This is a genomic window from Haliscomenobacter sp., assembly GCF_033763495.1.
GTDB lineage: Bacteria > Bacteroidota > Bacteroidia > Chitinophagales > Saprospiraceae > Haliscomenobacter.
Genome location: NZ_JANRKL010000202.1, coordinates 13,348 through 24,518 on the forward strand (window position 1 = coordinate 13,348; position 11,171 = coordinate 24,518).

Genomic DNA, 11,171 nt, shown 5'->3' on the forward strand with positions numbered 1-11,171 from the left:
ATTAGGTATTATTTACAAAATCAAAGAAAGTGTAGGGAACCATTTTATACACTTATTTCGTTGGACAAAAGCTTATATTCGCGCCAAATTTATCTTAAACGATTAAAACGCGACTCCACTTCAACTGTGTTACCATGTCAAAAAAATATTTGATCACCTCTGCTTTGCCTTATGCCAACGGCGCCCTACACCTGGGCCACCTGGCTGGCGCTTATTTACCTGCTGACATCTACGTGCGCTATCTGCGGATGCTTGGCAAGGAGGTGGTATGGGTATGTGGTTCAGACGAACATGGCGCAGCCATTACCATCAAGGCTAAAAAAGAAGGCATCAGCCCACGGGAAATTATCGACAAATACCATGCCCTGAATAAGGCTACTTTTGAACAACTGGGCATCTCCTTCGACATTTACCACCGCACCAGTGAGCCTATTCACCACAAAACCTCCCAGGACTTTTTCCTGCGTTTGCACGAAAAGGGAGGCGAGTTTGAAGAAAATTTCATCGAACAATATTACGACGAAGACTATGATCAATTCCTGGCGGACCGCTACATCATTGGTACTTGTCCAAAATGTGGACACACCGAAGCCTTTGGCGACCAGTGTGAGAACTGTGGTTCTGACCTCTCACCCCTGGAACTGATCAATCCCCGTTCGACGCTGAGTGGAAAAACACCAGTCCTGAAAGAAACCAAACATTGGTACTTTAAACTCGACAACCACACCGAGTGGTTGAAACAATGGATTGAAACCGGAGTACTCGACGGCAAACAACACCACGACCCCAAAACCTGGAAAAACCACGTGTTGGGTCAATGTTTGTCCTGGCTGGATGGCGGCTTGCATCCTCGTTCCATTACCCGAGACCTGGATTGGGGCATCCCCGTGCCGCTGCCAGAAGGCAAAGGAAAGGTTTTGTACGTATGGTTTGATGCGCCTATTGGTTACATCTCTGCCGCCAAGCAATGGGCTCTGGACAATGGCGAAAACTGGGAGGAATATTGGAAAGGCGACGAGGTGGAATTGATCCATTTTATTGGCAAAGACAACATCGTTTTCCACTGCATCATTTTTCCGGCCATGCTCAAGGCGCACGGCGAATTTGCCTTGCCTAAAAACGTACCCGCCAATCAATTCCTGAATTTTGAAGGGCAAAAATTCTCCAAATCGCGGGGCTGGGGTATTGAGCAACACAACTACCTGGAAGAATTTGCCGATTTTCCCAATAAAGAAGATGCATTGCGTTATGCCCTGCTGCGCAACATGCCGGAAAACCGCGACGCGGATTTCAAATGGGACGATTTTGTGGACTATCACGACAAGGAACTGGCCGACAACCTGGGCAACTTTGTCAACCGGGTGATCACCCTGACCCACAAATATTATGGTGGCCAAGTACCGGAACTAAAAATCGACCTTCGGGACAAACTGGCCGAGGTCACTGCCTTGGTACAGCGCTTCAGCGAGGAGTTGGACGCCTTTAGTTTCAAAGCGGCCAGCCAAACCTTTTTGGAAATTTCTACCTACGGCAATACCTACTTGCAGGATGTATCGCCCTGGAACATTTACAAGGAAAATCCCGATAGCCCGGTCATTCGGGAGTGTATGTTCTTGTGTTTGCAGATCGTGGGTTTGTTGAGTTTGGCGGCGCATCCATTTATTCCATTTACCTCGCCGAGGTTCCGCAGGCTGATTGGTTTGCCAGAGGTGCAAAATGGAGATTGGACGGAGCTGTTGCACAAACTGGAAAATGGCCTGGCTATTGTGCCTGCCGGGCACCAGGTTGGTGAAGCGGAGGTATTGTTTCCCAAAATCAACGATCGGCGTGATACCAGTCGCCTGGAGATTGTCAACCGTCAAAAGGACAAACTGGCGGCTATTTTGGCTGCCGAAGCGGAAAGAATTAAAAATGCGCCTGCTGCTCAGGATTCAAAAACGAGCGAAGTGACCAATACTGAACTGCCTGCTTTGAAGGAGGTGATCCAATACGAGGATTTTGCCAAAATTGACCTGCGGGTGGGCACCATCCTTTCCGCCGAACGAGTACCTAAAGCGGACAAGTTGCTGAAATTGCAAGTTGATCTGGGCTTTGAAGAAAGGACGATTGTTTCTGGGATTGCGGAGCATTTTAGCCCAGAAGAACTGCCTGGTAAACAGGTGGTGGTGGTAGCGAATCTTGCACCGCGCAAATTGCGAGGCATTGAATCGAATGGGATGATCCTGAGCGCAGAGGAACCGGATGGGAGGCTGCGTTTGGTGAGTCCGGCGGTAGGGGTGAGCAATGGGAGCATTGTGAAATAAATGGCTTCATGAAGTTTTTTGAAAAAACCGTTCTCAGAAGCAAGGCTTTTCAATTGCCACGTGCTTTAGCGCGTGGATAGCAGGAATTTTTGAAAATGGGCTTTAGCCCTTACTCAATACTTACTGCTTGGGCTAAAGCCCACTAAAAAGGCAATCTTCATCCACGCGCTAAAGCACGTGGCAATTGAAGTGCATTATGCCTAACATACTTTAATGTTCGGACTATGCTGAAGATCGTTTATTTCAAAAAACTTCATGAAGCCATTTATTTCACCCACGAATAAATTCATGGGGTGATGCGGTAGGGTGGCCTCCCACGGATAAATCCATGGGTTGGCGGCACATCGAGTCACCCCAAAATCCTCACCCCAGCCAACTCCTCATCCATAAACAACAAGTTCATTTCTGCATCATACACCGCGTTAAAAGCAAAAGGTTTTTCCTCCATTAAGTACTGATAAATGGTGAAATCGGTAGGTGGGGTGGGGACTTTGGGGACATCCGCAAAAGCAATCCATTCCAAATCGCCCTCCGGGCAAGGCGGCGGAGCAATAAAATCAATATCCGCAATATAAATGTTGCATTGCCAATTGTAATCTATCGGCGAAGACTCCATCAGGCTACCCCCGTATTTTAATTTTTCCACCTCTAGTCCAGTTTCTTCTTTCAATTCGCGGTGCGCGGCAGTGCGTGGATCTTCAAAAGGCTCCAACTTCCCACCTACGGGCAGGTAGCTGCCTACATACGGTGGCTTGATGCGTTTGAGCAAAAGAAAGTGTTGTTGATGGCGCAAAATGACCATGGAACAAGCACGTTTAAGGCCGAGTGGAAAAGACATAGCAAATAGAATTGAAAGGTTTTCACCAAATAAACAGATATTCTGGTAAAAGTTTACATTGAACTGAAAAAAGATGTTCCCCCTCCTTTTTGATGATTTTTTCCAAATCCTCTTTTAGCAGGATGTTTCAATCGCGCTCAGGCTGGAACTTTGTCCTGTATTTCAGCTGAAAAATACTGGTCACTACAAAACATCCAAAAACCTGGAACATGTATGAAAAAGCTATTTACGCTCCTGCTTTTGCTGGGGCTGCTAGGGGGTATTTGCGCCCAAAATGAGGCACCAACCCTGGCCAGAGCCTCTGAATTTACCATTCCTGTTTCGCCTGCCTTTGATCTTTTGGCGGTCAACCCATCCCAAATTTTACGCCCCAACAACATCCGGGAGTTTAAAGTGGATTGGTCCTTCCGATCCTGGCGACTCAAGCCCAATCTAGCCATACAAGCCCAACCCATTTGGGAGATTTTTTACAACCGTGCCGATTTACGACCATACCAACGTACCTCTTCGTTTTTGAAGACCTTATCTACCCTGGACTTTTCAGCCGGAACCATTGAAGATGACGCACAAAACCGTCGGGTGGCGATGGCAGCCAAGATCAACCTGTACCGCGAACGAGATCCACTGAGTGATATTGAAGTATTTACAGTTGATACAACGTTTAACCGCCTGCAACAGGAACGGATGAGGATGTTGGTTGACTTGCAACTCAAACGCAACCGCGCTGAAGTAAGCATGCGCGACCGATTGCGCTACGAACAACAAATGGACTCTATCCAGCAGGAATACAACAACCTGGATAAACTACAAAAAGACAACATCCAGAATCTGGTAGTCCGTTACCTGCGCAGCAACTGGAATGCTTCACACGTGGATGTGGCCTTTGGCCGGATTTTTTCCTATGCCAACCCCAAGGTGGATAGTTTGGTGCTGCGAGGGCAGGCTACCGCTTTTTGGATTAGTGCCAGTAAAGGAATTGGCCGCAAAGTGTTGTTGACAGGCCTGTTCAAATACATTATGCAAGAACGACGGAACGATTTGAGTGCGATCAACGCTAGTGGCAACATCGTTTCGATGGGCATGGGCCTGCGTTACGGTGGTTCCAAATTCAATTTTTTTGCCGATGTATTGTACTCGCAAGGCAATGCCCAGTTTGTACTCAGCGATCCTGGCTTGAACCTTACCCAACTCAGTGCCATGAGTATTTCCTATGGCGGAGATTGGCGCCTCAGCCGCAACGTGATGCTCTCCTATGGCGTACGTACTGATTACACCAAACAAATGCAGTTCAAAAACATCATACCCGTCGCCAATCTGGCCTGTATGATGCGCTAAATTGATTCAATAACCGATTTTTTCACCTACAAACCTTTAAAACAATGAAAAATTCATTGCAAACTGTTTTTTTGAAGCTAAGCTTCCTCCTTGCATTTTGTGCATCCTTTACATTTTCTTATGCCCAAGGCGTTGACACGGCTCAGGCTAGTCTATTACTCAGGGGGGATTTGCAAAACCACTTAATCAGTAAGTTAGGAGGCAAATTGGGAGAAATCAAAGTGTCGGAACGGTTTACTGCCGGCAATTCCACCATTCAAATTGCATCCCGGCAAATCCCTTCAAGATTAGGTACTGTTGACCAAATTACCATTAAAATTACCGAGGCTGGCAAAACCCAGTTTTTTAGCCTGACCCAAAGTTCCGATGGTAAACTTTCAGAATTGCGGAGTGGTCAATTGGTAGCCATAAGTGGAGGAAATCCCCTCAATTGTGTCTCCCAGCTGTTTGGCGCGGCCAGTTCTTGCAGTGCTTGTAAAACCAAAATTCTAAATTGTATCAGCCAAAACAATACTTTCCTTGCCAGAGTGCGTTGTCTTGGCCGCAATTTTGATGGCACTTGTATTTCATGTGGTGTTAGCCTGGTTTCGATCGTAAGCTGCCTTAAAGGCTAATTCAATTCGATTTTTTGGAGTTTTGTGACCATATTGACGAGTGGGTGGCCTATTTTGGTCATCCACTCTTGTTCGTTATTACCCGAAAAATGAAAAAGTTGAGAATATTTTGCCCTACTCTTTTGATTTATTGCACGAAAAAAATTATCTTTGCACCCTGATTTAAAAAATTGAAAAAGGAGTTTGCCATGAAAAAAGATATCCATCCGGAATCTTACCGCACGGTGGTATTTAAAGATTTCTCTTGCGATGAAGCTTGGTTGGGTCGTTCCTGTGCGCCTAGCCGCGACAAAATCGTTTGGGAAGATGGCAATGAATATCCGCTGATTAAGTTGGAGATTTCCAGCGCATCGCACCCATTCTTCACTGGAAAAATGAAGTTTGTGGATACAGCGGGTCGTATTGACAAGTTCAATAAGAAATTTGCCAAATTCGCTCAGAAGTCGTAAATCACCATACAATGTGATCACGGTAAAAAAAGTCCCAATCAGGTCTGGTTGGGACTTTTTTTTTAATTTTCCGGCAAACTTTCAAATGTCCTATGTGGCACGTCATTCTTTTTGACAGCGAAGTTCGCGAACAACTGCTTCCACTCACTTTTACCCGACCCGTAGGTGCTCTACGCGTAGGTGCATTGACTATTCAAGAAAAATGGAAACAGTGGCTCAACGCGAAAGTTTCTTTTATTACCCAAGACTACCTTGCCAGTAAATTCCCGATTGAATACGGCGACGAAAACATTGTCATCAACGGTTCGGTGATGCCGTCTGATCGTTTGATCCGGCTGATCCGGCAGATGGAATTCAATGAGGCCTATCTCAAAGGGGACGAGTTGATTGTGGCCAAACTGGATCGGGAACAGTTGGAAAAACTCATCCACGATGAGGACATCGACCAGCTGCACGTTTATGATATCGAAGACACTCCTTTCTTAAAGATAGATCACCCCTGGGATATTTTCCTCCAAAATGCTGCGGCACTGGAGGAGGATTTTCAATTGCTGACCCAGGGTCGGGAGTCTCAACCCATTTCCGATAGCAACCGGATCATCGGCGATCCCAGCCGCATCTTTTTGGAAGAAGGTGCTGTGGTGGAAGGTTCCAGCCTCAATGTACTCAATGGCCCGATCTATGTTGGCAAGAATGCCGAAATCATGGAAGGTAGCCTTATCCGGGGCGGTTTGGCACTGGGTGAACATGCTCAGGTCAAAATGGGTACACGTCTTTATGGCAGCAATACCTTTGGCCCCTGGAGTAGGGTAGGTGGTGAGATAAGCAATTCAGTCATTCAAGGTTATAGCAATAAAGCCCACGAAGGTTTTCTGGGCAACTCAGTAATAGGTGAATGGTGCAACATTGGCGCCGATACCAATACCTCCAATCTCAAAAACACCTACGAAGAAGTACGGATCTGGAATTATCCTGCTGGGCAGTTTTTGCCAGCTGGCATCCAGTTCTGTGGAGTCATCATGGGTGATCACGCCAAAGTGGGTATCAACTCCATGCTCAATACCGGTACGGTGATTGGGGTGGGTGCCAATATTTTTGGGGCAGGATTCCCGCGGGCCTTTGTACCCTCCTTTTCCTGGGGTGGGGCTGCCGGTTTCACTACCTTCCAATTGGACAAGGCCTTTGAAACCGCCGAAGCCATGATGCAGCGCCGCGGCAAGGAATTTGACATCTCCGAACGCCTGATTCTGTTGCGCACTTTTGAAGATAGTTCCAAATACCGCAATTGGGAAAAATAAACACATGCACATTCCTGCCTGGAAAAGGTATCTGAGTTATCTGGTGGAAATCCACCTGGAAAGTGCATCAAGCGAGTACAATCCACACCTCTATGTAAGCATGCGCCGGGGGCGCTACCAGCTGAGTACGGCCCACGCCGTATATTCCTTCGAAGACCTTTACACCAACTTTGCCCGAGCTTTTGAACAGTGTAAACTGAAAGAATTACCCGGCAGAGAAGCCTTGGTATTGGGCCTGGGCCTGGGAAGTATTCCATACATCCTGGAGAAAAAACAGGGTATGGATTTTCACGTTACCGCAGTGGAAATCGACGAGGTCGTCATCGACCTGGCCTACCGTTATACTTTGGCAGATTTACAATCGCCCATCGATATGGTTTGTACCGATGCAGAAATTTTTGTGTCGAGCACCTATCAAAAGTATGATCTGATCTGTATGGACGTCTTTTTGGACGATCAGATCCCCGGACCATTCCAACAAATTGAATTTTTGGAGCAGTTGAGCGAACTCTTGGCACCTGGCGGGCTACTGCTCTTTAATGTACTGGCTTTGCGGATCAGCGACCGGAGAAGAGCAGAGCGTTTTTTCTCCCAGGTATTTAAAGCTGTATTTCCGCAAGGAACTTTTGTTGAGGTGGAATTCAATTGGGTGTTGGTGAATGATCAGACAATGTTGCGCTGATGGCTTGGTAGAGACGCACGGCCGTGCGTCTCTAAATGGTTGCGCCGAAAAGACGCACAGCCGTGCGTCTCTACTACCGCCACTTTTCCACAAACTCCCGCATTACCGCCACAAACCTCGTCGGTTGCTCATAATGTGGCGAATGCCCGCACTTTTCAAACTCCACCTTCTTTTTTCGATCCGGTGCCGTACCTAAGGTATTGTAAGTAAAACTGGCCAACTCAATGGGCAAAGTTGGGTCATCTTTTCCCCACAATACCAATGCCGGGATGTTGATGCGCCGCAATTCAGGCCGAAAATCCAGTCCATCCGCAAAACGAGCGTCTACTTTATTCGTGAAATAGGCCAAAGAGTAGGGCGAGCGCAGCAGCAACTTGGCGTAATCCAATTGATTGCTATCCGCCAAGGCGGCGGCGTTGTAACTGGTGTCCAATGCAGCAGCGAAGATATAAGGCTCTTTGGTAGAGTACACCGGGGCGGGGTTCGCCTGGTACCAATCGATCACGTATTGCCAAAATTTAAGGTCTTTGCCCTCGGCAATTTTGGCGGGTACCCGTTCCAGTGTCCAGTGTTTGACCGCTTGTACTTCCAGTGAATCATATACGGAACCATCCACGTCAATCCAGCCCTGTATTTTTTGCTGGTTGTTGTTGCGGCCCACCCAGGCTGCGCTCAGCCCGCCACCCCAGCTGTGGCCTAGCATGAACAATTTGGGTTGATTGAACTGTTGGCGGACAAAGTCCACCACCACATCTACATCTTCCACAAATTGATCGATGCTCAAAGTCGATTTTTTGGGGTCACCCTGAGAAAGCCCCGAAAATCGTTGGTCCCAATATACGATGGCGTAGTCTTTTTCCAGTTCGGTAAAACTTTTGGTCACCGCGAATTCATGGCCTGACGAACCAGGGCCACCGTGCACTGTGATTAAAAAGACTCCGGATTCGAGGTTGCCCTTGACCCATACGGGCATGGTAGCTCCTTTGTGGCGAATGAAGTAGTAATTGCCCTCGCTGAGGAATTCAGATTTTTCACAAGCAAAAAGACTGATAGCGAGCAAGGCCGACAAGAATAACTTTTTCATAGTTAGAGGTTTGTAGGCTGATCAATGAATTTAAACAAGTACTTACTTGATGCGGTGAATGAATCCAACTTGCAAAGCCAAATGGGGCAAGGCAAGATTGTTGAATGGCAATTGCCAGAAGACCTTGGGGCGGAAATAGAGCAGATTGGCACTGGTGGCATCTTTGCTCAGGTTGTAGCCGATGCCCAGGGTAACGGAAGGCATGATGTCCAGATTGGCGAAAGCCGAAGCACGCCGGATGTTGCCATTTTCATCGCGTTGGAATACTCCATCGCCATTGTAAAAACTCAGCAGCGTGCCCAAGCCTATGTATTGTTCGGTAAAAAAGCCCGAATTCCGGTACCGACGCAAGCCACCATGTACATCTATAAAGACTCCAGTGTGGTTGCGGGCATGGACGTAGGCCCCCAAGTCGGCGCGGAAGAGGGTAGATACTTTTTTGGACTGGCTTTTCTCCAACTCCAGGTGAGCAACCAATCCGGGATGGGTGGCCGTTTCACCGAAATAACCCAGCCCCAGGTTGAGATTTTTTTGAGCCATCAGGCTCGAAGTGCCTAAAAAAAGCAGCACACTTAAAATACTCCAGCAAGATAAATCCTTCATGATAATGGTTTGAAAGGGTGAAAAATGTGGTAAGCATTTGTGGCCTGAATGACTGGAAAATGGGGGGCGAGGTGGCAACAAACCCGGCTGTTTTGCCCGAAGTAGAAGGCATTTGGGCTGAAGTAGATAAAAAGCGGGCCGAAGTATACACCTGAAATGAAGGCTACTCTTGTAAAAGTTTGTATAAATTGTGCTTAAAATTCACAACGTGCAGACTCGGTCTTACCCCGATATTTGGATGCGCATCATTGGCTCCATTTTTTTGGCTCATTTCATCAAAATGCTGGGGCATACCCAGAGTTTGTGGGAAATTGTCATGCATGCAGAATACTTCAAGGAAGTGCTGATTGGAGGCCTGATCAATTTTAGTTTGTGGAGCCTCATTCGTTGGGTCAGTATTCGCCTGGATCGCCATTACGACTGGTTGGAAGCCTCTCTATTGCGGGCTTTTTTGCAGGCAACCCTGGGGTTTGTAGTACCTATGTTGTTTTCCTTTTTTGTGATGTATCTTTTTTTTATGCAGGTTGTAGGGGATAATATTTTTAACTCAAGTTGGTTATACGTGGAATACCGGGTTGTACTTTTTTACATAGCCATGATGAATTGTTTTTACCTGGCGTATTATTTTTATCAACGCTTCAGGCATGCAGATGCGGCATTGCAATTAATTCAAAACCAGCCCGCTGTGCCCCAAGTGCTTGCGAGCCCCCCTGCGGCAAGCAATACCCAGGTGATCATTGCGGCCAGGGGCAGCCGCCAGGTGCCGGTGCCAGTTGAAGAAATCGCCTATTGTTTTTTGCAGGATGATATTTATTACCTCAAAACCTTCGATGAGCAACAATTGATGAGCAACGAGACCCTGGACGAATTGGCCAACTTGTTGCCAACCAGTCAGTTTTTTCGCATCAATCGACAGATATTGGCCAGCGCCAAGGCCTGTGCCTCCTTCCGCAGTATTGCCAATGGCAAATTGGAAGTTATGCTCCAGCCCAATATGCCTGAACCCACTACTGTCAGTCAAAAAAAAGCAGCTGCTTTCAAAAGTTGGCTGGTTAATCGTTAACCTCAGGCTTACGTCGACTCAGCAACAAAACATTACTCACCTTTCGTTCGCCGTATTCATCAAACACCTTGTCGTCGCAAGGCATGTTAACAACCCCCGTTTTGGTAGCCCCATCAATCCAAAGGGTAGTGGAACCTCCACCGTCAAGATTGATCGCTTCAACACATCCTAACGCTTCCATCAAATGGCTCAGTTCGTACAGACTCATGCCAGCAGCTTCTTTGACCCGTCCATCCACCGTAATCCACAAAATCTCTCCCCTCCGGGTGATGCCCAAAGCCGTACGCGGGTGTCGCGTGGTATTGAACGAACGGGCTGGTAAGTGGATTTTTTTGCCCTCGTGAATGAGTAGTGGGCCGGTTACCATCACGTTGTCCTCTGTTAGCAATCGTTTTTCCCAACCCCTGATGCTGTCTCCTTTGACGATTTGCACCTGATTGTTTTTGATCACAATGGCACTGCGTTGGTGCTCTGCCAGGAATTGACCTGAGGGCCGGGTGGTATCCAGGGTCATTCCATTGATGCGAATTAAATCAACCGAGCCTCCATTTTTTACATCGAAAAAAGTGCCATTTAAAGCGGCCAGGGCCTTGGCCTGCTGCCCTTGGATACTGGTGGGAATCAGGGCTTTGCCGCCCGAAGCAAAAGCAAAATTTAAGGGGCGATGCCCTCTTTTGATGCGCAGGATATTGACGTTTTGATTGGCATGAAACAACTCACCCTTGGCGAAATGATGCTGTTCCCATTTGGCTTTGGGGGCAATTTTTTGTACATGCCAATCTGTTTTTTTGAGTAAAAGCTGGACGCTGTCTACTTGTGCAAATATGATTTGTGGCAGGGCGATAAAAAGAATCAGCAAGCGAATCATCATCAGTCAGTTGCATGAGTTATAAAATATTTTG

The 11,171-nt window shown here is 47.2% G+C and carries 12 protein-coding genes; 8 read left to right on the plus strand and 4 right to left on the minus strand.

Translation table 11 applies throughout. The annotated features are described in order from the left end of the window. Positions 1-134: 134 nt before the first annotated feature. The gene (gene metG, locus SFV55_RS23230) at positions 135-2,303 is read left to right on the plus strand and encodes a methionine--tRNA ligase (RefSeq protein WP_320031954.1); all 2,169 of its coding nucleotides are present in this window, start codon (positions 135-137) and stop codon (positions 2,301-2,303) included. 349 nt (positions 2,304-2,652) lie between these two features. Here the strand turns inward: metG and SFV55_RS23235 are convergent, their stop codons facing one another. After that, positions 2,653-3,141: an NUDIX domain-containing protein gene (locus tag SFV55_RS23235; protein ID WP_320031955.1), complete on the minus strand. Its 489-nt coding sequence runs from the start codon at positions 3,139-3,141 to the stop codon at positions 2,653-2,655. 213 nt (positions 3,142-3,354) lie between these two features. On the opposite strand from SFV55_RS23235, the gene SFV55_RS23240 reads away from it, so the two are divergent. The 5 genes from SFV55_RS23240 (at position 3,355) to SFV55_RS23260 (ending at position 7,519) form a co-directional block, all read left to right on the plus strand. Beyond that, complete coding sequence (locus SFV55_RS23240; protein ID WP_320031956.1) at positions 3,355-4,476, plus strand: hypothetical protein; 1,122 nt, start codon at positions 3,355-3,357, stop codon at positions 4,474-4,476. 44 nt (positions 4,477-4,520) lie between these two features. After that, positions 4,521-5,090 (plus strand): hypothetical protein, encoded by a 570-nt coding sequence (locus SFV55_RS23245; RefSeq protein WP_320031957.1) that lies wholly within the window; start codon positions 4,521-4,523, stop codon positions 5,088-5,090. A gap of 188 nt (positions 5,091-5,278) precedes the next feature. Continuing rightward, positions 5,279-5,539 (plus strand): type B 50S ribosomal protein L31, encoded by a 261-nt coding sequence (locus tag SFV55_RS23250; RefSeq protein ID WP_320031958.1) that lies wholly within the window; start codon positions 5,279-5,281, stop codon positions 5,537-5,539. A 92-nt stretch (positions 5,540-5,631) separates the two neighbouring features. Next, a complete protein-coding gene (locus tag SFV55_RS23255; RefSeq protein WP_320031959.1) occupies positions 5,632-6,837 on the plus strand; it encodes a GlmU family protein in 1,206 nt (401 codons plus the stop codon). Between the two features lie 4 nt (positions 6,838-6,841). Beyond that, positions 6,842-7,519, plus strand: coding sequence for a hypothetical protein (locus SFV55_RS23260; RefSeq protein WP_320031960.1), 678 nt, complete (start codon positions 6,842-6,844; stop codon positions 7,517-7,519). A 73-nt stretch (positions 7,520-7,592) separates the two neighbouring features. Here SFV55_RS23260 and SFV55_RS23265 read toward each other — a convergent pair whose 3' ends face one another. Beyond that, positions 7,593-8,603: an alpha/beta hydrolase gene (locus SFV55_RS23265; protein ID WP_320031961.1), complete on the minus strand. Its 1,011-nt coding sequence runs from the start codon at positions 8,601-8,603 to the stop codon at positions 7,593-7,595. 42 nt (positions 8,604-8,645) lie between these two features. Next, positions 8,646-9,206, minus strand: coding sequence for a hypothetical protein (locus SFV55_RS23270; protein WP_320031962.1), 561 nt, complete (start codon positions 9,204-9,206; stop codon positions 8,646-8,648). Positions 9,207-9,223: 17 nt separating this feature from the next. Between SFV55_RS23270 and SFV55_RS23275 the strand changes: the two genes are divergently transcribed. Together SFV55_RS23275 and SFV55_RS23280 are read left to right on the plus strand one after the other, a co-directional pair. Further along, complete coding sequence (locus tag SFV55_RS23275; protein ID WP_320031963.1) at positions 9,224-9,361, plus strand: hypothetical protein; 138 nt, start codon at positions 9,224-9,226, stop codon at positions 9,359-9,361. A gap of 53 nt (positions 9,362-9,414) precedes the next feature. Next, positions 9,415-10,269, plus strand: a complete 855-nt coding sequence (locus SFV55_RS23280) for a LytTR family DNA-binding domain-containing protein (protein ID WP_320031964.1) — start codon at positions 9,415-9,417, stop codon at positions 10,267-10,269. Here SFV55_RS23280 and SFV55_RS23285 read toward each other — a convergent pair. After that, positions 10,259-11,140, minus strand: a complete 882-nt coding sequence (locus tag SFV55_RS23285) for a phosphodiester glycosidase family protein (protein ID WP_320031965.1) — start codon at positions 11,138-11,140, stop codon at positions 10,259-10,261. The two genes, SFV55_RS23280 and SFV55_RS23285, sit on opposite strands and share 11 nt — an antisense overlap. Between the last annotated feature and the right edge of the window lie 31 nt (positions 11,141-11,171).

What these genes read in the sequence shown, in the direction of transcription:
- metG (WP_320031954.1), top strand. Translation starts at nt 135, where the DNA reads ATGTCAAAAAAATATTTGATCACCTCTGCTTTGCCTTATGCCAACGGC.
- SFV55_RS23235 (WP_320031955.1), bottom strand. Translation starts at nt 3,141, where the DNA reads ATGTCTTTTCCACTCGGCCTTAAACGTGCTTGTTCCATGGTCATTTTG.
- SFV55_RS23240 (WP_320031956.1), top strand. Translation starts at nt 3,355, where the DNA reads ATGAAAAAGCTATTTACGCTCCTGCTTTTGCTGGGGCTGCTAGGGGGT.
- SFV55_RS23245 (WP_320031957.1), top strand. Translation starts at nt 4,521, where the DNA reads ATGAAAAATTCATTGCAAACTGTTTTTTTGAAGCTAAGCTTCCTCCTT.
- SFV55_RS23250 (WP_320031958.1), top strand. Translation starts at nt 5,279, where the DNA reads ATGAAAAAAGATATCCATCCGGAATCTTACCGCACGGTGGTATTTAAA.
- SFV55_RS23255 (WP_320031959.1), top strand. Translation starts at nt 5,632, where the DNA reads ATGTGGCACGTCATTCTTTTTGACAGCGAAGTTCGCGAACAACTGCTT.
- SFV55_RS23260 (WP_320031960.1), top strand. Translation starts at nt 6,842, where the DNA reads ATGCACATTCCTGCCTGGAAAAGGTATCTGAGTTATCTGGTGGAAATC.
- SFV55_RS23265 (WP_320031961.1), bottom strand. Translation starts at nt 8,603, where the DNA reads ATGAAAAAGTTATTCTTGTCGGCCTTGCTCGCTATCAGTCTTTTTGCT.
- SFV55_RS23270 (WP_320031962.1), bottom strand. Translation starts at nt 9,206, where the DNA reads ATGAAGGATTTATCTTGCTGGAGTATTTTAAGTGTGCTGCTTTTTTTA.
- SFV55_RS23285 (WP_320031965.1), bottom strand. Translation starts at nt 11,140, where the DNA reads ATGATGATTCGCTTGCTGATTCTTTTTATCGCCCTGCCACAAATCATA.